We start from the raw sequence: 19,958 nt of genomic DNA, 5'->3' as shown, positions 1-19,958 counted from the left end.
GGGGGCCGTCCTGCCGGACGGTCCCCGTAGTCATGTTTCCCGGAGGTCTTCTCCTGAAGGCCCGTCAAAAAATCTCCAAAACTTCGTACAACCATTCACATGCGTCGCGGATCTCATCACGTGAGCCAACAGGCTCCATCATCACTTGGGCCCCGTGCGACGACGAGCCGTAGGGAACGACCACTGCCGGGGCCCCTTCTCCACGTGGGGAACACATGCGCATTCGTGCCACCGTGGCCGCCGTCACCGGCGCCCTGGCCCTGTCCGCCCTCGTAGTACCGGCCGCACAGGCCGACAGCGCGTCGCCCAGCAAGTCCGACATTCAGAAGACCGTCCAGGCCGCGAAGTCGGCTTCCGGCAAGAGCGCCTTCGCCGCCGCCGACATCGGCGAGCCGTACGCGCTCGACCTGTCCTTCTCCGGCGTGAAGATCAACAACGGCAAGCCGATCGTCGCGGGCGTCGCCGCCCAGGTGACCGTCCCGGTGACGTACAAGGTCACGCACGCGGCGGACGTCAACCTCAACGCCTCCGACTTCCTGATGGACGTCGAGCTCTACCGCGGCGCGTCCTACGCGGACTACGACTACACCCTCTACGGCGACGAGTGGCCGACCTGCACGGCGACCTCGACCACCACCGCCAACTGCAAGGGCACCATCGACGTCTACCCGGACGTCGAGCTGATCAACTCCTTCGCCACCACGTGGAAGGTCGGCGGCTACGCCATCGCCCTGAACGGCGAAGACCCCGAGGCCGAGGACACCGACTGGAGCAAGGTCGGTTACGTCGAGCAGGACGGGCTGGGCACCACCAGGCTCCAGCGCCTCTCCAAGCTGACGGTCAACGCCTCGCCGGAGCCGGTCGTCAAGGGCAAGACCATCACCGTCACGGGCAAGCTGTCCCGCGCCAACTGGGAGACCCACAAGTACGCGGGTTACTCCGGCCAGCCGGTCAAGCTGCAGTTCCGCAAGAAGGGCTCCACCACCTACACCACGGTGAAGACCATCACGACGAACTCCACGGGCAACCTGAGCACGACCGTGAAGGCGGCCACCGACGGCTACTTCCGCTACAGCTTCGCGGGTACGGCCAGCACCCCGGCGGTCAGCGCCGCGGGTGACTTCGTCGACGTGAAGTAAACACCCAACGCGTTGCGGCCGGCCCCGGAATCCATCCGGGGCCGGCCTTTTCTCTGCGCTTCGCAAGGAGTTGGTATCCCGGACACAAAATCCGGATTCGACCGTACAACCAGGCACATGTGTCGCGGATCTGATCGCGTGAGTCAACAGACTCCTAGCTCACTTCTCCCCCTGGGGAACGCACATGCGCATTCGTGCCACCGTGGCCGCCGTCACCGGCGCCCTGGCTCTGTCCGCTCTCGTCGCGCCGGTCGCACAGGCCGCCGACACCTCGTCGTCCTACCGGACAGACGCCACGAAGGCCTTCGCCGCGGCGCACGCCGCCGGCTCCGGCAACACGACGTTCAGCACCGCCGCCGACGCGGCGGACCCGGACGTCACCTTCTCGAACCTCAAGATCGCCAGTGCGATCAAGGTCGGCACCACCAACGAGGTCACCACCTCGGTCACCTACACGATGACCCACGGCACGGACGTCGACATCACCTCCGACGACTTCGCCACCGGCCCCGTCATCTACAAGGGCTCGTACGACTCCCCGAGCAACGTGGTGGGGGGCGACTACCCGGCGACCTGCACCGCGACCTCGTCGACCACCGCCAGCTGCAAGGGCGACATCAACATCTACCCGGCCGACGCCTACCTGGTCAACGCCGACGCCGGCACCTGGACGGCCGGCGCGCTGGCCCTCACCTACAGCGACCAGGACGGAAGCGTCCAGGGCGAAACCGACCAGGGCAGCCTCGGCACCACCAAGGTCCAGCGCTACTCCAAGCTGACGGTCAACGCCGGCCCCGAGCCCGTCTACAAGGGCAAGACCATCACCTCCACGGGCAAGCTGTCCCGCGCCAACTGGGAGGACGGCCACTACCACGGCTACACCAACCAGCCCGTCAAGCTCCAGTTCCGCAAGGCGGGCACCACCACGTACACCACCGTCAAGACGGTGTACTCGGACTCCTACGGCAACCTGAAGGCCACCGCCACCGCCGGCTACGACGGCTACTGGCGCTTCAGCTTCGCCGGCACCACGACGACGCCGGCGGTCAGCGCCGTCGGTGACTACGTCGACGTGAAGTAACTCCCCTCGGCTCTACGCCGGGACGCGGCGGTCGACCACCCTCCACAGCACCTCCAGGGCGACCGCCGCCACCGCCGCGATGCCGACCGCGATCCACGGCATCGTCACGCCGACCAGCTTCAGCGCGAAGAACTCCTGCAGCCACGGTACGACCAGGACCAGCAGGAACCCGGCACCCATCGTGGCCACCAGCCCGATGCGCCACCAGGTGTAGGGGCGGGCGATGATCGCCAGCACCCACATCGAGACCAGGAACAGTGTCAGCGTCGCGGCACTGGTCTCCGCGTCCAGCGCGCCGCTGCCCGTGTAGTGGTGCCGGGCGAGCAGATACGTCGTGAAGGTCGCCGTCGCGGCCACCCCCCCGCCGGGGATCGAGTACCGCATCACTCGCCGTACGAAGTTGGGTTTCGCCCGCTCCTTGTTGGGCGCGAGGGCGAGGAAAAACGCCGGGACGCCGATGGTGAGGGTCGACAGCAGGGTCAGGTGCCGGGGCAGGAACGGGTACTCGACCTGCCAGCAGACCACCAGGATCGCCAGCAGGACCGAGTAGACCGTCTTCACGAGGAAGAGCGTCGCGACCCTCGTGATGTTGCCGATGACGCGCCGGCCCTCCGCGACCACCGACGGCAGCGTCGCGAAGCTGTTGTTGAGCAGCACGATCTGCGCGACCGCCCGGGTCGCCTCCGAGCCCGAGCCCATCGCCACGCCGATGTCGGCGTCCTTCAGGGCGAGCACGTCGTTCACGCCGTCGCCGGTCATCGCGACCGTGTGCCCGTGCGACTGCAGGGCGCCCACCATGTCCCGCTTCTGCTGCGGGGTGACCCGCCCGAACACCGTGCCCTCGTCGAGGGCCGTGGCCATCCCTTCCTGGTCGGCGGGGAGCCGACGGGCGTCGATGGTGGTTCCGCTCAGTCCCAGTTTCGAGGCCACCGCGCCCACCGACACCGCGTTGTCCCCGGAGATGACCTTGGCGCGGACGTCCTGCTCGTCGAAGTAGCGCAGGGTGTCCGCCGCGTCCGCCCGCAGCCGCTGCTCCAGGACGACCAGGGCGGTGGGCCGGGCACCCCGGCCGACCTCGGGATCGTCCAGGTCACGGGCGGCCCGCGCGAGCAGCAGCACCCGCAGCCCCTGCTCGTTGAGGCGCTCGGTCTCGGTCAGGGCCGGGTCGTCGGGTGCGAGGAGGACGTCGGGGGCGCCGAGGAGCCACGTGCTGATCTCGCCGTCGCCCTCGCTGAAGGAGGCGCCGCTGTACTTGCGGGCGGAGGAGAAGGGCAGGGACTCGGTGCAGCGCCAGTCCACGCCGTTCGGGTAGGCGTCGATGATCGCCTGGAGGGAGGCGTTCGGCCGCGGGTCCGACTCGCCGAGGGCGCCGAGCACCATTCGTACGTACGGCTCCTCGGCCCCCTGGAGCGGCCTGAGCTCGGTGACGTCCATGCCGCCCTCGGTGAGGGTGCCCGTCTTGTCGAGGCAGACCACGTCGACGCGGGCGAGCCCTTCGATGGCGGGCAGTTCCTGAACCAGGCACTGTTTCCGGCCGAGCCGGATGACGCCGATCGCAAAGGCGACGGACGTGAGCAGGACCAGCCCCTCCGGGACCATCGGGACGATGCCGCCGACGGTCCGGGCGATGGAGTCCTTGAGGTCGTTGTCCTTGACGAACAGCTGGCTGACGATCAGGCCGATCGCGGTCGGGACCATCATCCACGTCACGTACTTGAGGATCGTGGAGATGCCGGAGCGCAGCTCGGAGTGGACCAGCGTGAACCGGGAGGCCTCCTCGGCGAGCTGGGCGGCGTAGGCCTCGCGGCCGACCTTCGTCGCCTGGAAGGCGCCGCCGCCCGCGACCACGAAACTCCCGGACATGACCTGGTCCCCGGGGCGTTTCACGACCGGATCCGCTTCCCCCGTGAGCAGCGACTCGTCGATCTCCAGCCCGTCGGCCTCGACACACACTCCGTCGACCACGGCCTTGTCGCCGGGCCCTATCTCCATCAGGTCGTCCAGCACGATGTCGCTGGTGGCGACCTGGGAGGCGATCCCGTCCCGCCGCACGGTCGGCCGGGCCTCCCCGATCACGGCCAGCGAGTCCAGGGTCTTCTTCGCCCGCCACTCCTGGATGATGCCGATGCCCGTGTTCGCGAGGATCACGTAGCCGAACAGGCTGTCCTGGAACGGCGCGACGAACATCATGATCACCCACAGCACGCCGATGATCGCGTTGAACCGGGTGAAGACGTTCGCACGGACGATCTCGACGGTGGACCGGCTGCTGCGGACCGGCACGTCGTTGACCTGGCCGCGTGCGACCCGCTCGGCGACCTCGGCGGCGGTCAGTCCGGTCACCGTGGTCATGACCGTCGTCGGCCGCGCCGGGCCCAGTTCGGCGCTCGCGTCGATGTGCGTCATGCATTCGACGGTACGTGCGGATTTACGGCTTCACCCGGTGAGTGGGCGGAAGATCCGACTTGGGGATGAGGGGGAGGGGAGTGAGTGGTGCCGTAGTACTACGGGACGGTGGCCACTCGGCACCCGCCCCACCCGGCGGTCAACGCGGAGCCTTTTCCTCGCCCCCGCCGCCCTTACCCGTCCCATCCCCAGGGGCGCTGCCCCTTCGACCCCGCCAGGGGCTTCGCCCCTGAACCCCGCTGGGGCTGCGCCCCAGACCCCGCTTCGGCCCGAAGGGCCTCGTCCTCAAACGCCGGACGGGCTGAAAGGGGCTGGCCATTCGGCCGGCCGGGACGGGTGGTGGGTGGGCATAGGGGCGGAGTCCCCGGTTGGTTACTTGGGCTCGGCTGCCCGTTTGATCGCCGCTTCGCGCTTGCGGACGTACCAGATGCCGATCAGGCCCAGGCCGGCTCCGGCGAGGCAGGTCCACACCCACCACGTGTGGCCGTGGTCGTCGAACCAGCCGTAGAAGGGGAGCTGTACCAGGAAGAGGACGAACCAGAGGATCGTGCCCCCAATGACGGTGGGGACGATGGGGCCCTCCAGGGGCTCCGGCGCCTCGTGCTCGGGGGTCCACTTCTGCATGGGGACAGCTTACGAGGGCGATCAGGTCTACGCGCGGAGATGGCGCCGGCCGGGTCATATGTTCATACTGAATCTGTTTTTGTCCGGCCGCTTTCCGGCCGCTTCTCTTCGTACGAAACACCAAAGGTCACGCATGCCCACCTCGGCCCCCGCCAAGGTCCCCGCGCCCCAGCCGCCGGGCAGTACGCCCGCCTACGGCGTCCTCGACCGCCACTTCCGGATCTCCGAGCGGGGCAGCACGCTGTCCCGGGAGATCCGGGGCGGGTTCGCCACCTTCTTCGCGATGGCCTACATCATCGTGCTGAACCCGATCATCCTCGGCAGCGCGAAGGACGTGTACGGGCACCAGCTCGACAACGGCCAGCTCGTCACGGCGACGGCGGTGACCGCGGCGTTCACCACCCTGCTGATGGGCGTCGTCGGCAACGTCCCGATCGCGCTCGCCGCCGGCCTCGGTGTGAACTCGGTCGTCGCACTCCAGCTCGCACCCCGGATGTCCTGGCCGGACGCCATGGGCATGGTCGTCCTGGCCGGCTTCGTCGTGATGATCCTGGTCGCCACCGGCCTGCGCGAGCGCGTGATGAACGCCGTGCCCTACGGCCTCCGCAAGGCCATCTCCATCGGCATCGGCCTGTTCATCATGCTGATCGGCCTCGTCGACTCCGGCTTCGTCTCCCGCATCCCGGACGCCGCCCGGACCACCGTCCCCCTGCAGCTCGGCGGCGACGGTCACCTCAACGGCTGGCCGGTGCTCGTCTTCGTCCTCGGCGCGCTGCTGACCCTGGCCCTCATCGTCCGCAAGGTCTCGGGCGCGATCCTCGTCTCGATCGTCACGACGACCGTCCTCGCGGTGATCATCAACGCGGTCGCGGACGTTCCCTCCTGGGGCCTGACCACGCCCAAGTGGCCCGGGAACCCCGTCGCCACCCCCGACTTCGGTCTGATCGGCGAGGTCAGCCTCTTCGGCGGCTTCGCGAAGGTCGGCGTGCTGACCGGCGTCCTCTTCGTCTTCACCGTGCTGCTGTCGTGCTTCTTCGACGCGATGGGCACGATCATGGGCGTCAGTGACGAGGCCAAGCTGACCGACGCCCAGGGCCAGATGCCCGGCATCAACAAGGTCCTGTTCGTCGACGGCCTCGCCGTCGCCGCCGGAGGCGCGAGCTCCTCCTCCGCCACCACCGCCTTCGTGGAGTCCACGGCCGGCGTCGGCGAGGGGGCGCGGACCGGCTTCGCGAACGTCGTCACCGGCGGTCTCTTCACCGTGGCGCTCTTCCTCACGCCCATCGCCACGATGGTCCCCTCCCAGGCCGCCACCCCGGCCCTGCTCGCGGTCGGCTTCCTGATCCTGTCCGGCTCGGTCGGGGAGATCGACTGGGCCGACCCCACCATCGCGATCCCGGCCTTCGTGACGATGGTGATGATGCCGTTCACCTACTCGATCACCAACGGCATCGGCATGGGCTTCATCACCTTCGTGGTGCTGCGCCTGACGGCCGGCCGCGGCAGGGAGATCCCGGCCGCGATGTACGTGGTGTCCGCGGTGTTCGCGTTCTACTACCTGATGCCGGCGCTGGGTCTGACGTGAGACCCGCTCAGGTCACGTCGTAGAACCTCTCCGTCTCCTCGACGGCGGTCTGGAACCGCTCGTCGAAGTCGTCGCGAGCGAGCGTCCGGACCACATAGTCCTGGACGCTCATCCCCCTTTTCGCCGCATGGCCCCGGAGCCGCTCTAACAGCTCCCCGTCTATCCGCAGGCTGAGCACGCTGGTCCCCATGAACAGAGGGTCGCGGGCGGACCGGTGCGGCGTTCACTTTCCGCCGCCGACTCACTCGTACGGGTGATGATCGGGTTCAGTGGCGGGGGTCACGGGAATCCGGCCGCGCGCCAGCTTGTTTAGCGAGGGTAATGAGTTACCCTAAAGAGATGCCGGACCTTACCCATGGCGACGACGCTGCCGCCGTGAACTCCCTGCGCTCCGCCGTGATGCGGCTCTCCCGTCGGCTCAAGCACCAACGGGTCGACGAGTCGCTGAGCCCGACCGAGATGTCGGTGCTCGGCACCCTGTCCCTGCACGGCAAGGCCACCCCGGGCGAACTCGCCCGCAAGGAGCACGTCCAGCCGCCGTCGATGACCCGCATCGTGGCGCTGCTGGAGGCCAAGGGACTGGTCCGTCTGGAGCCGCATCCCGAGGACCGGCGCCAGAAGGTCGTCACGAAGACCGAGCAGGCCGAGGCGATGCTCGAGGAGAGCCGCCGCAAGCGCAACGCCTTCCTGGCCACCCTGGTCGACGGCCTGGACGAGGACGAGTGGGCGAAACTCCGCGCCGCCGCCCCCGTTCTGGAGAAACTCGCACACCTGTAAGCAGCGTTCACGAGGAGGCGACCCTTTGAGTTCGGGACCCGGAGCAGACTCCGCCCCCGCACCGACCACCCACGACTCCCTGTCCGATCCCCAGCGCGCGTCCATGTTCAGCTCCCTGAAGGTCAGGAACTACCGCCTGTTCTTCATGGGCCAGGTCGTCTCCAACATCGGCACCTGGATGCAGCGCATCGCCCAGGACTGGCTGGTGCTCAGCCTCACCGGCTCCGCCACCGCCGTCGGCGTCACGACCGCCCTGCAGTTCCTGCCGATGCTGCTCTTCGGCCTCTACGGCGGCGTCCTCGTCGACCGGCTGCCCAAGCGCCGCACGCTGCTGTTCACCCAGTCGGCGATGGCCCTCACCGGCATCGCGCTCGCCGCGCTCACCCTCTCCGGCCACGTCCAGGTCTGGCACGTCTACGTCGCCGCGTTCGCGGTGGGCCTCGCGACCGTCCTGGACAACCCGGCCCGCCAGACCTTCGTCTCCGAGATGGTCGCCCCCGACCAGCTGCAGAACGCGGTCAGCCTCAACTCCGCGAACTTCCAGTCGGCCCGGCTCATCGGCCCCGCCGTGGCCGGCGTGATGATCACCGGCGTCGGTACCGGCTGGGCGTTCCTCGCCAACGGCCTGTCCTTCGTCGCCCCCCTCGCCGGCCTGCTGATGATGCGCGCACGTGAGCTGCACGTCGTCGAGCGGGCCCCGCGCGGAAAGGGCCAGTTGCGGGAGGGCCTGCACTACGTCGCCGGGCGGCCGGAGCTGATCTGGACCATCGTCCTTGTCGGCTTCGTCAGCACCTTCGGCTTCAACTTCCCCGTCTACCTCTCGGCCTTCGCCGACGACGTGTTCCACGCGGGCGCGGGCGCCTACAGCCTCTTCAACATACTGATGGCGGTGGGCTCGTTGGCGGGCGCGCTGCTCGCGGCCCGGCGCGGCACGGCCCGGCTGCGGGTGCTGGTCGCGGGCGCGGTGGCCTTCGGCGCGATGGAGCTGGTGGCCGCGACCGCCCCCTCCCTGTGGCTGTTCGCCCTGCTCATGGTCCCCATCGGCATGTTTGGCATGACGGTGAACGTCACGGCCAACAGCAGCGTCCAATTGAGCACCGACCCGGCCATGCGGGGCCGTGTGATGGCCCTGTACATGATGGTGTTCATGGGCGGGGCGCCGGTGGGCGCGCCCATCGCCGGCTGGATCACGGACGCGTACGGCGTCCGGGCGGGCATGGCGGCGGGCGGTGCCGTCTCGGTCGCCGCGGCCGTGACCATCGGCCTGGTCCTGGCCCGCGTCGGCAACCTGCGGCTGTCGGTCGGCTGGAACCGCGGACACCCGCAGGTGCGGTTCGTGCCGCGGGAGCGGGAGGAGCTGGCCGCGGCGGCCTGAGCGTCCGTATCACGTCCGTCGTACGCCCCACTGGAACCCGGAGGGCTCATACCCTCCGGGCCAGTACCTGCCCCGGCCACTCGGACTCCCCGACCGTGAACGCCTCGGTGCGGGTGAAGCCGTTGCTCTCGTAGTAGCGGACGAGCTTGCCGTCGTCGCCGGCGTAACAGTCCACCCGCAGCAGCGAGACGCCCGCCCGCCTGGTCTCCTCGGCCGCGTGCGCGAGCAGCGCGCTGCCCACTCCGCGTCCCTTGAAGCGGCGGTCGGAGGCGAGCCAGTGGATGTACCGCTCGGGCTCGCCGGGGGGCGTGAGGTGGGACAGGTAGGCGCCGGCCGAGTCGGTGAGGGTGAGGGTGGCGGCCGGCACGCCCTCGACCTCGGCGACGAACACATCGCCCTCGTCCATGTACCGGGTGACCGACTCCACCGTCTTCGGGCTCTCGGACAGCGGCTTCGTCCCCCACTGTCCGGTGCGCCCCTGCGAGACGAGCCACTCCACGCTGCTGTCGAGCATGCCGAGTATCGCGGGGATGTCGCCGGGCCCGCCCGCCCTGATCCTGATGATCTCCATGACGGCACCCTAGGGGGTGTTTCGAAAGTCCCGCACAGCACCCACGGCGCCCGGCACGCACTCTCGCCGCACCGGCCAAAAGCCCAAGTACGTCCAGTACGAGAGCTTTCGTCCGGCACGCCGAGAGCACGCACCGGACACCGCGGGCACCGCACAGGACTTTCGAAACACCCCCTAGGTGACCAACCGCGTGCGTTCCAGGGAGAGTTGGCGGGCAGCCGGACGCGTCTTCGGCGGACGGGGAAGCGGCCACCGGCACACACTCCTAGGGTGACCGCATGAGACTCTTCGCCGCCGTGCTCCCACCCGAGGACGTGGCCGCCGAACTCGCCGCCGAGGTGGCCGCCCTGCGCGGGCTGCCCGGTGCGGACGCCCTGCGCTGGACCGGCAGGGCGGGCTGGCACTTCACCCTCGCGTTCTACGGCGAGGTGGCCGACGACCTGCTGCCGGACCTGTCGGCGCGCCTGGAGCGGGCCGCCCACCGCACCGCACCCTTCCCGCTGGCGGTGCGCGGCGGGGGCCAGTTCGGCAAGGGGCGCGCGCTGTGGGCGGGCGCCGAGGGCGACCTGCCCGCGCTGCGGCTGCTGGCCGACCGGGCGGAGGCGGCGGCGCGCAAGGCGGGTGTACCGATGGGGGAAGCACCGCCGCTACAAGGCCCACCTGACGGTCGCCCGCAGCCGGGACGACGTGGACGTGCGGCCGTACCTGGAGGCCATGGAGCCGTTCACCAGCCGCACCTGGACGGTGGACGAGCTGACGCTGGTCCGCAGCAACCTGCCGGCGTCGGGCGTTCCGGGCGAGCAGCCGCGTTACGAGCCGGTCGCCCGCTGGTCTCTCGGCGCGGCCGGTTAGGCTCGAAGGCGTGGACCCGAAAACCCGGAACCGGATCATGGCCGGTGCGCTTGTGCTGATGTTCGTCGTCGTTGCCCTGGCGGCCGCGCTCGGCAGGTAGCTGCTGAGCAAGGAGCGCCCGGGGAACCGCGTGCGTACGCCCACGGCGGGCCGTATGCGGCTGGTCGCGCGGTTCCCCGCGCCCCTCCGGGGGCGCTCCTACCAGGCGAAGGCCTCCGGCGACGGCCCCGGCCCGGGGAAGACCTCGTCCAGCCCGGCCAGCAGTTCCTCGCTCAGCTCCAGCTCGACCGCCCGCAGGGCCGAGTCGAGCTGTTCGGCGGTGCGCGGGCCGACGATCGGTCCGGTCACGCCGGGCCGGGTGAGCAGCCAGGCCAGCGCGGCCTCGCCGGGCTCGATCCCGTGCTTGTCGAGCAGATCCTCGTACGACTGGATCTGCGCCCGTACGGCCGGGTTCGCGAGCGAGTCGGCCGCCCGCCCCGAGGCCCGCCGGCCGCCCTTGACCTCCTTCTTGAGCACGCCGCCGAGCAGGCCGCCCTGGAGCGGCGACCAGGGGATGACGCCGACGCCGTAGTCCTGCGCGGCCGGGATGACCTCCATCTCGGCGCGGCGCTCGGCGAGGTTGTACAGGCACTGCTCGCTGACGAGGCCGATGGTGCCGGAGCGCCGGGCGGCGATCTCGTTGGCCTGGGCGATCTTGTAGCCGGGGAAGTTGGAGGACCCGACGTAGAGGATCTTGCCCTGCTGGACGAGCACGTCGATGGCCTGCCAGATCTCCTCGAAGGGAGTGGCGCGGTCGATGTGGTGGAACTGGTAGAGATCGATGTGGTCGGTCTGCAGCCGCTTGAGGCTGGCGTCCACCGCCCGCCGGATGTTCAGGGCGGACACCTTGTCGTGGTTGGGCCAGGCGGCAGCGCCGTCCGCGGCCATGTTGCCGTACACCTTGGTCGCGATGACGACCTTGTCGCGCCGGTCGCCGCCCTTGGCGAACCAGTTCCCGATGATGCTTTCGGTACGGCCCTTGTTCTCGCCCCAGCCGTACACGTTCGCCGTGTCGAAGAAGTTGATCCCCGCGTCCAGTGCCGCGTCCATGATCGCGTGACTGTCCGCTTCGTCGGTCTGCGGACCGAAGTTCATGGTGCCGAGCACCAGTCGGCTGACCTTGAGTCCCGTGCGTCCGAGCTGCGTGTACTTCATGACTGCCTAGCCAACGGCCTGGAGTGCGCTCTATGCAAGCAGCCTTGACGCTAACTGGAAGTTAGTGCTTTCCTTCGGGAAGTATCAACTTGAATTTTCAAGGTCTGGAGTCTCGATCGTGACCCCCACCACGCCCGCGCGCCGCATCGTCGTCGCCGCGCTCGCCGCCGGCGCCCTGCTGGGAACCGCCGCCGTACCCGCCGTCGCCGCCCCGTCCGCACACCACTCGGTGCGCTACGGAGAGGGAGCGCGGCTCGACTACCAGAAGGCCGTTGCCGTACGCGTCCTCAAGGGCGTGTTCGAGCAGGGCGACACCGAGGTCGTCGACCGGTTCGTACGGCCGGACTACATCCAGCACAACCCGCTCGCTCCCGACGGCGCCGAGACGCTGAAGAACCTGGGGGCGGGTCTGCACCAGCAGTTCCCGGACGCCGAGTACGGCATCAAGCGGGTCATCTCCGAGGGCGACCTGGTCCTCGTGCACTCCAACGTCGTGCTGACGCCGGGGAGTCGGGGCTCGGCCGTCTTCGACATCTTCCGCTTCCAGGACGGGAAGATCGCCGAGCACTGGGACGCCGCGCAGAACGTGCCGGAGACCACGGCCAACGGCAACGACATGTTCTCGACGGTGAGTCGGCCGCGGACTCAGGCGCCGGGGCCGCGGTGGCTGACGGCGTACAACAAGAAGCTGGTGACCAAGGCCTTCGAGCAGCTCCTCGTGAAGAAGGACCTGTCGGCGATCGACACGTACTGGGGCCCCGAGTACCACCAGCACAACCCCAACATCGCGGACGGCGTGGCGGGCGTGAAGGCGGGCCTCGGCGGGTACTTCGAGGCGTTCCCGCAGCTGTCCGTCTCGCCGAAGCGGATCGTCGCCGAGGGCGACCTGGTCGCGGTCCACAGCCACTACGTCAACACGCCGGGCGAACGCGGCCAGGCGATCGTGGACCTCTTCCGGGTGCGGAACGGGAAGATCGTCGAGCACTGGGACGTGCTCCAGGACGTGCCGGCCACTTCGGCGAACGACAACACGATGTTCTAGAGTCGGCCGCCCCTGCGCCGTGCTTCAGCCGTCGTACGGCTCCGCGAGGCCCCACGCCTGGTGCATCGCGTCCGCGAAGGCCGCCGCGACCTTGTGCTCGCCGCTCGCGTTGGGATGCGTGCCGTCGTAGGTGTCCGTGCGGATGTCGTACGACGCCGGCGGCGACGCCAGCAGCAGGGGCGAGGGGGGTTCGTCCAGGTCGGCGACCGTCTTCGCCAGCAGTTCGTTGAAGAGGGCGACCTGCTCGGCGAAGGCGGTGTCCGACTCGGCGAGTGTGTTCGGGATGACCGGGAGGACGACCGTGCGGACGCGCGGGTTGGCCGTGCGGGCCTCGGTGACGAAGCGGCGGGCGTTCTCGGCCGTCTGTTCCGGGTCGGTGTAGAAGCCCAGGTCGATCAGGCCGAGCGCGACCAGGAGGACGTCCGCCCGGTGTTCCCGTACCGCCTCGCCGATCAGCGGGGCCATGTGCATCCAGCCCTCGCCCCAGCCCGCGAGGTGCGAGCGCGGGAAGTCGGGGTCGGCGTACTCGTACGACGTGGGGGTGTCGGTCGCCTTGTCGTACAGCGTCTCGCGCGGGCCGACGAGGGTGAACGGGGCGCCGTACGTCTCGCGCAGGTGCTGCCACAGCCGGTAGCGCCAGGTGTGTTCGCCGGCACTGCCGATGGTCTGGGAATCGCCGACGGGCATGAACCTGAGCATCCGCTCATGATGAACGATCGGCGGGCCGGCCGGGGTGTGAGGACCGCCACCCATCCGTGGATCGCGGCGCGGGATGGCAGGCTTGGGGCATGCGTCGCTCCCTTGCCTTCCTCGCCGCGGGCTTCCTCGTCGGTGCGCTTGCCCTGCCGGCCTCCGCAGCCGACGGCGACAAGGAGTTCACCATCACGGATCCCCGCATCACCGAGTCCAGCGGGCTGGCCGCCTCCCGCCAACACCCCGGCATCTACTGGACGCACAACGACAGCGACGACGGGGCCTACCTCTACGCCGTCGACAGCGGGACGGGAAAGACCGTCGCGACCGTCACCCTGACCGGGGTGGGCACCCCCCGTGACGTCGAGGCCATCTCCATCGGCCCCGGCAACGAGATCTACGTCGGCGACATCGGCGACAACCTCGGCGGCACCTGGCCCTATGTGTGGATCTACCGGCTGCCCGAGCCCAAGGAGTTGCGGGACCAGACGATCCGGGCCACGCAGTACGTCGTGAAGTACTCGGACGGGGCACGGGACGCCGAGTCCCTGGTCGTGCACCCGAAGACCGGGCGGGTCTACATCGTCGACAAGAACGAGAAGGGCGGGCACCTGTACGAGGGTCCGGCCGAGCTCTCCGCCTCCGGGACCAACGTCTTCAAGCCCATCGCCCCCGTCGCCGACCTGGAGGCCACCGACGCGGCCCTGTCGCCCGACGGTGAACACCTTGTCGTGCGCAGCTACTTCGGGGCGATCGCCTACGACTGGAGCGGCGGGAAGATCAAGCGGCTGGAGCGGGTCGGCGTGCCGTTCCTGGGGCAGGGCGAGTCCGTCACCTACACCGACGACGGGTCGACGCTCATGTTCGGCGCCGAAGGGGCCGACAGTCCCGTGAAGCCGGAGGACGCGCCTGGGGACACCGGGTCCGAGTCCTCCTCCGGCGGGGGGAGTTCCGCGGACGGCAACGACACCGGAAGTGACGACGGCGGCAGCAACGTCAAGGTCGGCGCGATCGCCGCGGCCGTCGCCCTGGCGGCCGTGATCGGCTTCCGGCGGCTATTCCGTCGCCGTTCGTGAGCCCGCTGCCCGCTCGCCCGCTGCCTTCGCTGCCCGCTCGTCGACGAACACCTCCAGCCCGTCCAGGATCCGCTGCAGCCCGAACTCGAAGTGGTCGAAGGCGGGGCCCCAGGCGTCCTCGTCGAGGGAGGCGAGCAGGGGAAAGCGTCCGGACTGCATGATCTTCTCCAGCATCGGCGTCTGGGCCTGCCAGAACTCCGTGTCCGTCAGGCCCGTCCGGCGCTCCGCCTCCCGCTGGTACAGCTGGGTGCGCGCGGCGCCGACGACATAGCCGTCGATCATGATGACCGCCGAGACCAGCTCGGCGTCGCTCAGCCCCATCGGCTTGATCCGGGACAGGATCTTCTCCATGCCGTCCAGGGCGCTCGGGCCGAGGATCGGGCGGGACTGGTTGACCTGGAGCAGCCAGGGGTGGCGGCGGTAGAGCGCGAGGGTGGCGCGGCCCATGGCCTCCAGGGCCGAGCGCCAGCCGCCGTCGCCGAGGTCGGCGGGGTTCTCCGATGGGCGCTGCACGCGGTCCAGCATCAGGTCGAGCAGTTCGCCCTTGCCGGGGACGTACCGGTACAGGGACATGGCGCCGGTGCCGAGCTCGGTGGCGATCCGGCGCATGGACACCGCGTCCAGGCCGTCGGAGTCCGCGACCCGGACGGCGGCTTCCACGATCCGGTCCAGGGTCAGGGCCGGTTTGGGCCCGCGACTGGGGCGTCGGCCGGTGTCCCACAGCAGTTCCATGGTGCGGACGATGTCGCCGCTGCCGCTGGTCTCCGTACCGCCCTTGCCGCTCGTCATGGGGCCAGCTTAAGTCCTCGCGAAAAAACTGGGTACGTCGTACTCGCAATCGGGTACGGTGTACTCAGTTACCTAAGGAGGGATTCATGGAGGGTTACGCCGTACAGGCACAGGCCCTGGAGAAGCACTACGGCGACAAGCGCGCCCTCGACGGCTTCGACCTGGCCGTCCGCGAGGGCACCGTGCACGGCCTGCTGGGGCCGAACGGCGCGGGCAAGACGACCGCGGTCCGCATCCTGTCCACGCTCGTCCGGCTGGACGGCGGACACGCGACGGTGGCCGGCCTCGACGTCGCCCGGCAGCCGCGCGAGGTGCGCGCCCGCATCGGCCTCACCGGGCAGTACGCGGCAGTCGACGAGGTACTGACCGGACGCCAGAACCTGGAGATGTTCGGCCGCCTGTTCCACCTGGGCGGCAGGCGCGCCAAGCTGCGGGCCGTGGAGCTGCTGGAGCAGTTCGACCTCACCGACGCAGGCGACAAGGGCGTCGGCGGCTACAGCGGTGGCATGCGGCGCCGCCTCGACCTCGCCGCGTCGATGATCCTCGCCCCGGCCGTCCTGTTCCTCGACGAGCCGACGACCGGCCTCGACCCGCGCAGCCGCGGTGAGGTCTGGGACTCCGTCCGGGCGTTGGTGGCGAGCGGCACCACCGTGCTGCTGACCACGCAGTACCTGGAGGAGGCCGACAAGCTGGCCTCCCGCGTCACCGTCATCGACCACGGCCGGGCCATCGCCGACGACACCCCGGACGGGCTGAAGAACCGCATCGGCGGCGACCGTATCGAGGTCGTGGTCGCCGAGCGGTCGGAGATCCCGAGGGTGGTGAAGGTCGTCGCCCGCGTCTGCGACGGCGAACCCGAGGCGGACGAGACCGAGTTGCGGGTGCACGCCCCGGTGACCGACCGGGTGTCGGCGCTGACGGAGGTGGCGCGGACCCTGCAGGACGAGGGTGTGCGGGTCGAGGACATCGGGCTGCGCAGGCCGAGCCTCGACGACGTGTTCCTGCGCCTGACCGGACACCGGACCGAGACGACCGAACAGACCGAGAAGAGGGCCGTCGCATGAGCGCCGTCGACCTGACCGGCCAGGACGCCCGCGGCCGCGTGTACTGGGCCCTCGCCGACTGCTGGAACATCGTCCGCCGTGGACTGACCCACTACCAGCGCCAGCCGATCAACATCGCCTGGCAGCTGGGCTTCCCCATCCTGTCCGTCCTTCTGTACGGCTATGTGTTCGGCAGCGCCATGCAGGTGCCCGGCGGCGGGGACTACCAGGACTTCCTGATGCCCGGCATGTTCGTGATGACGATGGCGTTCGGCTTCATCAACACCGCCACCGTCGTCGTCTACGACTCCACCAAGGGCGTCATCGACCGCTTCCGCTCCATGCCGATGGCCTCGTCCGCCGTGGTCGCCGGCCGCGGGGTGACCGATCTGCTGGTCGCCTGCGCGGAGTTGGGGATCATGATGGCCACCGCGTTCGCCATGGGCTGGCGTCCGGACGGCGGCTGGGGCTTCCTCGCCGCCTTCGGACTGCTGCTGTGGCTGCGGTTCGCGCTGATCTGGATCGGCGTGTGGCTGGGCCTTCTGGTCCCCAACCCGGAGGCGGCGGGCGGGCTGTTCGCGGTCGCCTTCCCGCTCACCATGATCTCCAGCATCTTCGTCGCGCCCCAGCTCATGCCCGACTGGCTGGGCCATGTGGCCGCCTGGAACCCGATCTCCTCCACGGCCGCGGCCAGCCGCGAGCTGTTCGGAACGCCGGTCGGGACCGGGGACTCCTGGGTCGAGCAGCACGCGCTGCTGATGGCCGGGGTGTGGCCCGTGGTGCTCACGGCGATCTTCCTGCCGCTCGCGGTACGGAGGTTCCAGAAGCTGAGCCGGTGACGGCCGGCGCACAAGGGGACGTCGGCTGTCTTGACGTGTTCATGGGTGATGGCTTCCATGGGGGGTGCGTGGTGCGGTGGGAGCGCTCCCATCGGTTCCGGGCCCGCGCCTCCCGAGAGGAAGCAGCGACGTGTTCCACAGCTTGCGAAAAGCGCTGTGCGCTGTTGCCGCGGCGCTCCTGTTACCCCTGACCGCAGCCCAGACCGCCGACGCGGCCGAGGCGGCCGAACCGGGGGCGGGCTACTGGCACACCAGCGGCCGTCAGATCCTGGACGCCGCCGGGCAGCCCGTCCGGATCGCCGGAATCAACTGGTTCGGCTTCGAGACCGCCAACCACGTCACCCATGGCCTCTGGGCCCGCGACTACAAGAGCATGATCGACCAGATGAAGTCGCTGGGCTACAACACCCTCCGCATGCCCTTCAGCGACGACATCTTCAAGAGCGGTGCCGTCCCCGACAACATCGACTTCTCCGGCGGCAAGAACGCCGACCTGCGGGGACTCACCTCCCTCCAGGTCCTGGACAGGATCGTCTCGTACGCCGGTCAGGACGGCCTGAAGGTCATCCTCGACCGGCACCGCCCGGACGCGGCCGGCCAGTCGGCGCTGTGGTACACCTCGGCGGTCCCCGAGTCGACCTGGATCACCAACCTCAAGGCGCTCGCGACCCGGTACAAGGGCAACCCCACCGTCATCGGCATCGACCTGCACAACGAGCCGCACGACCCGGCCTGCTGGGGCTGCGGCGACACGACGAGGGACTGGCGCCTGGCCGCCGAGCGGGCCGGCAACGCGGTGCTCTCCGTCAACCCCGACCTGCTGATCCTCGTCGAGGGCGTGCAGACCTTCAACGGCGTCTCCGGCTGGTGGGGCGGCAACCTGATGGGCGTCGCCGAGTACCCGGTACGCCTCGACGTGCCGAACCGGGTCGTGTACTCCGCCCACGACTACGCCACGAGCGTGGCCCAGCAGAGCTGGTTCGGCGACCCGTCGTTCCCCGCCAACATGCCGGGCATCTGGGACAAGTACTGGGGCTACATCTTCAAGCAGAACATCGCGCCCGTGTGGGTCGGCGAGTTCGGTACGACACTCCAGTCCACCGTGGACCAGAAGTGGCTGGCCGCACTGGTGACCTACCTGCGCTCGACGTCCGCGTACGGCTCCGACTCCTTCCACTGGACCTTCTGGTCCTGGAACCCCAACTCCGGTGACACCGGCGGGATCCTCAAGGACGACTGGTCGACCGTGGACACGGTGAAGGACGGCTACCTGGCGAGCATCAAGGCGCCGGGATTCGCGGCGGGCGGCGGGGGTGACCCCACCGACCCCGGTGACCCGGGAGGCCCCGGCGGGGGCACGGCCGCCTGCACCGCCGCCTACACCGTCAGCAGCGACTGGGGCTCGGGCTTCAACGCCGAGGTGAAGGTGACCAACCCGGGCACCACCGCGCTCACGTCCTGGAAGGTGACGTGGACCTGGCCCGGCGCGCAGAAGGTCACCAGCATGTGGAACGCGTCGTACACCCAGTCCGGGGCGACGGTGAGCGCGGTGAACGCCTCGCACAACGGGGCGGTGGCGGCGGGCGGTTCGGCGAGCTTCGGGTTCGGGGGCGCGCCCGGGGGCGGAGGTGTGCCGACGGTGACCTGCACGGCGACCTGAACCACCGCGTGAGGCACGAGGAAGGGCGCCCGGTGATCACCGGGCGCCCTTCCTCGTCGTACCGCTCGAAACGACTACAGCTTCTCGATCACGAAGTCGATGCACTTGGTCAGCGCCTCGACGTCGGCCGGGGCGACCGCCGGGAACATGGCGACGCGGAGCTGGTTGCGGCCGAGCTTGCGGTAGGGCTCGGTGTCGACGATGCCGTTGGCGCGCAGCACCTTGGCGACGGCCGCGGCGTCGATCTCGTCCGAGAAGTCGATCGTGCCGATGACCTGGGAGCGCTTGGCCGGGTCGGTGACGAAGGGGGTCGCGTACTTGGACTCGTCGGCCCAGCCGTACAGGCGGGTCGAGGAGTCCTTCGTGCGGGCCGTGGACCAGGCGAGGCCGCCCTGGCCGTTGAACCACTCCAGCTGCTCGTTGAGGAGGAAGAGAGTGGCCAGCGCCGGGGTGTTGTACGTCTGGTTCTTGCGCGAGTTGTCGATCGCCGTCGGCAGGCTGAAGAACTCCGGCACGTGGCGGCCGGAGGCGTGGATGCGCTCGGCGCGCTCGATCGCGGCCGGGGAGAAGACGGCGATCCACAGGCCGCCGTCGGAGGCGAAGGACTTCTGCGGGGCGAAGTAGTAGACGTCGGTCTCGGCGATGTCGACCGGGAGGCCGCCGGCGCCGGAGGTGGCGTCCACGAGGACAAGGGAGCCCGCGTCGGCGCCCTGCACCCGCTTGACGGGCGCGGCGACACCGGTGGACGTCTCGTTGTGCGTGAAGGCGTACACGTCGACGCCCGCCTCGGCCTGCGGCTCCGGGTGGGTGCCCGGGTCGGAGGAGATGACGGTCGGCTCGGCGAGCCACGGAGCGAGCCCCGCGGCCTTGGCGAACTTGGAGCTGAACTCGCCGAAGGTGAGGTGCTGCGACTTGTTGTCGATGAGGCCGTGGGTCGCGACGTCCCAGAAGGCGGTGGAGCCGCCGTTGCCGAGGACGACCTCGTAGCCCTCGGGGAGCTGGAACAGCTCGGAGATGCCCTCACGGACCTTGCCGACCAGGTTCTTGACGGGGGCCTGGCGGTGTGAGGTGCCCATGAGGGACGTACCGGTGGAGGCGAGTGCGTCCAGCGCCTCCGTCCGCACCTTGGAGGGGCCCGCACCGAAGCGTCCATCGGCGGGCTTGATGTCAGCGGGAATCTGGATGTCGGCCACGTTTCGGAGGGTATCTCTT

18 protein-coding genes and 1 pseudogene are annotated in these 19,958 nt (G+C 69.5%); 11 read left to right on the top strand and 8 right to left on the bottom strand.

Features of this window, described 5'->3' with window-relative positions; all coding sequences use genetic code 11:
* Positions 1-215 precede the first annotated feature (215 nt).
* Both KUM49_RS12865 and KUM49_RS12860 read left to right on the top strand, forming a co-directional pair.
* On the top strand, positions 216-1,139 hold the full coding sequence (locus KUM49_RS12865) for a hypothetical protein (RefSeq protein WP_217236923.1): 924 nt from the start codon (positions 216-218) through the stop codon (positions 1,137-1,139).
* 184 nt (positions 1,140-1,323) lie between these two features.
* Positions 1,324-2,220, top strand: a complete 897-nt coding sequence (locus tag KUM49_RS12860) for a hypothetical protein (RefSeq protein WP_217236922.1) — start codon at positions 1,324-1,326, stop codon at positions 2,218-2,220.
* Positions 2,221-2,232: 12 nt separating this feature from the next.
* On the opposite strand, the gene KUM49_RS12855 is transcribed toward KUM49_RS12860, so the two are convergent.
* Both KUM49_RS12855 and KUM49_RS12850 read right to left on the bottom strand, forming a co-directional pair.
* Entirely contained in the window at positions 2,233-4,626 is a 2,394-nt protein-coding gene (locus tag KUM49_RS12855) for an HAD-IC family P-type ATPase (RefSeq protein ID WP_217236921.1), read from the bottom strand.
* A gap of 372 nt (positions 4,627-4,998) precedes the next feature.
* Positions 4,999-5,250 carry a DUF2530 domain-containing protein gene (locus tag KUM49_RS12850; RefSeq protein WP_217236920.1) on the bottom strand — a complete coding sequence of 84 codons (252 nt, stop codon included), beginning with the start codon at positions 5,248-5,250 and terminating at the stop codon, positions 4,999-5,001.
* 133 nt (positions 5,251-5,383) lie between these two features.
* Between KUM49_RS12850 and KUM49_RS12845 the strand changes: the two genes are divergently transcribed.
* Positions 5,384-6,835 carry an NCS2 family permease gene (locus KUM49_RS12845; protein ID WP_217236919.1) on the top strand — a complete coding sequence of 484 codons (1,452 nt, stop codon included), beginning with the start codon at positions 5,384-5,386 and terminating at the stop codon, positions 6,833-6,835.
* 7 nt (positions 6,836-6,842) lie between these two features.
* Here KUM49_RS12845 and KUM49_RS12840 read toward each other — a convergent pair whose 3' ends face one another.
* Positions 6,843-7,025, bottom strand: a complete 183-nt coding sequence (locus tag KUM49_RS12840) for a BrnA antitoxin family protein (RefSeq protein ID WP_254401146.1) — start codon at positions 7,023-7,025, stop codon at positions 6,843-6,845.
* Between the two features lie 149 nt (positions 7,026-7,174).
* Between KUM49_RS12840 and KUM49_RS12835 the strand changes: the two genes are divergently transcribed.
* The gene (locus KUM49_RS12835; protein ID WP_124441237.1) at positions 7,175-7,612 is read left to right on the top strand and encodes a MarR family winged helix-turn-helix transcriptional regulator; all 438 of its coding nucleotides are present in this window, start codon (positions 7,175-7,177) and stop codon (positions 7,610-7,612) included.
* A 25-nt stretch (positions 7,613-7,637) separates the two neighbouring features.
* Positions 7,638-8,987 carry an MFS transporter gene (locus tag KUM49_RS12830; RefSeq protein ID WP_217236918.1) on the top strand — a complete coding sequence of 450 codons (1,350 nt, stop codon included), beginning with the start codon at positions 7,638-7,640 and terminating at the stop codon, positions 8,985-8,987.
* A 46-nt stretch (positions 8,988-9,033) separates the two neighbouring features.
* On the opposite strand, the gene KUM49_RS12825 is transcribed toward KUM49_RS12830, so the two are convergent.
* Positions 9,034-9,558, bottom strand: coding sequence for a GNAT family N-acetyltransferase (locus KUM49_RS12825; RefSeq protein ID WP_217236917.1), 525 nt, complete (start codon positions 9,556-9,558; stop codon positions 9,034-9,036).
* A gap of 278 nt (positions 9,559-9,836) precedes the next feature.
* Between KUM49_RS12825 and thpR the strand changes: the two are divergent.
* Positions 9,837-10,410 (top strand): annotated as a pseudogene (gene thpR, locus KUM49_RS12820) (RNA 2',3'-cyclic phosphodiesterase).
* A 198-nt stretch (positions 10,411-10,608) separates the two neighbouring features.
* Here thpR and KUM49_RS12815 read toward each other — a convergent pair.
* The gene (locus tag KUM49_RS12815; RefSeq protein ID WP_217236916.1) at positions 10,609-11,604 is read right to left on the bottom strand and encodes an aldo/keto reductase; all 996 of its coding nucleotides are present in this window, start codon (positions 11,602-11,604) and stop codon (positions 10,609-10,611) included.
* A 118-nt stretch (positions 11,605-11,722) separates the two neighbouring features.
* Between KUM49_RS12815 and KUM49_RS12810 the strand changes: the two genes are divergently transcribed.
* Positions 11,723-12,646 carry a nuclear transport factor 2 family protein gene (locus KUM49_RS12810; RefSeq protein ID WP_217236915.1) on the top strand — a complete coding sequence of 308 codons (924 nt, stop codon included), beginning with the start codon at positions 11,723-11,725 and terminating at the stop codon, positions 12,644-12,646.
* Between the two features lie 24 nt (positions 12,647-12,670).
* On the opposite strand, the gene KUM49_RS12805 is transcribed toward KUM49_RS12810, so the two are convergent.
* Entirely contained in the window at positions 12,671-13,345 is a 675-nt protein-coding gene (locus KUM49_RS12805) for an SGNH/GDSL hydrolase family protein (RefSeq protein WP_217236914.1), read from the bottom strand.
* Between the two features lie 89 nt (positions 13,346-13,434).
* Here KUM49_RS12805 and KUM49_RS12800 point away from each other — a divergent pair, with 89 nt between their 5' ends.
* Complete coding sequence (locus KUM49_RS12800; RefSeq protein WP_217236913.1) at positions 13,435-14,415, top strand: WD40 repeat domain-containing protein; 981 nt, start codon at positions 13,435-13,437, stop codon at positions 14,413-14,415.
* Here the strand turns inward: KUM49_RS12800 and KUM49_RS12795 are convergent.
* On the bottom strand, positions 14,395-15,204 hold the full coding sequence (locus KUM49_RS12795; protein ID WP_217236912.1) for a TetR/AcrR family transcriptional regulator: 810 nt from the start codon (positions 15,202-15,204) through the stop codon (positions 14,395-14,397). The two genes, KUM49_RS12800 and KUM49_RS12795, sit on opposite strands and share 21 nt — an antisense overlap.
* Positions 15,205-15,290: 86 nt before the next feature.
* Here KUM49_RS12795 and KUM49_RS12790 point away from each other — a divergent pair, with 86 nt between their 5' ends.
* The 3 genes from KUM49_RS12790 (at position 15,291) to KUM49_RS12780 (ending at position 18,746) form a co-directional block, all read left to right on the top strand.
* The gene (locus tag KUM49_RS12790) at positions 15,291-16,268 is read left to right on the top strand and encodes an ATP-binding cassette domain-containing protein (protein WP_217236911.1); all 978 of its coding nucleotides are present in this window, start codon (positions 15,291-15,293) and stop codon (positions 16,266-16,268) included.
* A complete protein-coding gene (locus tag KUM49_RS12785) occupies positions 16,265-17,086 on the top strand; it encodes an ABC transporter permease (protein WP_217236910.1) in 822 nt (273 codons plus the stop codon). The genes KUM49_RS12790 and KUM49_RS12785 overlap by 4 nt, the downstream gene beginning before the upstream one ends.
* A 130-nt stretch (positions 17,087-17,216) precedes the next feature.
* Positions 17,217-18,746 (top strand): cellulase family glycosylhydrolase, encoded by a 1,530-nt coding sequence (locus tag KUM49_RS12780; RefSeq protein ID WP_217236909.1) that lies wholly within the window; start codon positions 17,217-17,219, stop codon positions 18,744-18,746.
* A 74-nt stretch (positions 18,747-18,820) separates the two neighbouring features.
* Here KUM49_RS12780 and serC read toward each other — a convergent pair whose 3' ends face one another.
* Positions 18,821-19,939 (bottom strand): phosphoserine transaminase, encoded by a 1,119-nt coding sequence (gene serC, locus KUM49_RS12775; RefSeq protein WP_217236908.1) that lies wholly within the window; start codon positions 19,937-19,939, stop codon positions 18,821-18,823.
* Positions 19,940-19,958 lie beyond the last annotated feature (19 nt).

The organism is Streptomyces sp. AC555_RSS877 (assembly GCF_019049245.1).
GTDB lineage: Bacteria > Actinomycetota > Actinomycetes > Streptomycetales > Streptomycetaceae > Streptomyces.
The sequence above is the reverse complement of the archived record's forward strand: the minus strand, read 5'-3'. Positions and strand labels throughout refer to the sequence as shown.

Bases quoted from the DNA above. Each gene is read 5' to 3' on its own strand.
- KUM49_RS12805 (WP_217236914.1), bottom strand. From the start codon at position 13,345: ATGCTCAGGTTCATGCCCGTCGGCGATTCCCAGACCATCGGCAGTGCC.
- KUM49_RS12825 (WP_217236917.1), bottom strand. From the start codon at position 9,558: ATGGAGATCATCAGGATCAGGGCGGGCGGGCCCGGCGACATCCCCGCG.
- KUM49_RS12790 (WP_217236911.1), top strand. From the start codon at position 15,291: ATGGAGGGTTACGCCGTACAGGCACAGGCCCTGGAGAAGCACTACGGC.
- KUM49_RS12860 (WP_217236922.1), top strand. From the start codon at position 1,324: ATGCGCATTCGTGCCACCGTGGCCGCCGTCACCGGCGCCCTGGCTCTG.
- KUM49_RS12800 (WP_217236913.1), top strand. From the start codon at position 13,435: ATGCGTCGCTCCCTTGCCTTCCTCGCCGCGGGCTTCCTCGTCGGTGCG.
- KUM49_RS12845 (WP_217236919.1), top strand. From the start codon at position 5,384: ATGCCCACCTCGGCCCCCGCCAAGGTCCCCGCGCCCCAGCCGCCGGGC.
- KUM49_RS12855 (WP_217236921.1), bottom strand. From the start codon at position 4,626: ATGACGCACATCGACGCGAGCGCCGAACTGGGCCCGGCGCGGCCGACG.
- KUM49_RS12785 (WP_217236910.1), top strand. From the start codon at position 16,265: ATGAGCGCCGTCGACCTGACCGGCCAGGACGCCCGCGGCCGCGTGTAC.
- KUM49_RS12835 (WP_124441237.1), top strand. From the start codon at position 7,175: ATGCCGGACCTTACCCATGGCGACGACGCTGCCGCCGTGAACTCCCTG.
- KUM49_RS12795 (WP_217236912.1), bottom strand. From the start codon at position 15,204: ATGACGAGCGGCAAGGGCGGTACGGAGACCAGCGGCAGCGGCGACATC.
- KUM49_RS12850 (WP_217236920.1), bottom strand. From the start codon at position 5,250: ATGCAGAAGTGGACCCCCGAGCACGAGGCGCCGGAGCCCCTGGAGGGC.
- KUM49_RS12815 (WP_217236916.1), bottom strand. From the start codon at position 11,604: ATGAAGTACACGCAGCTCGGACGCACGGGACTCAAGGTCAGCCGACTG.
- KUM49_RS12865 (WP_217236923.1), top strand. From the start codon at position 216: ATGCGCATTCGTGCCACCGTGGCCGCCGTCACCGGCGCCCTGGCCCTG.
- KUM49_RS12840 (WP_254401146.1), bottom strand. From the start codon at position 7,025: ATGGGGACCAGCGTGCTCAGCCTGCGGATAGACGGGGAGCTGTTAGAG.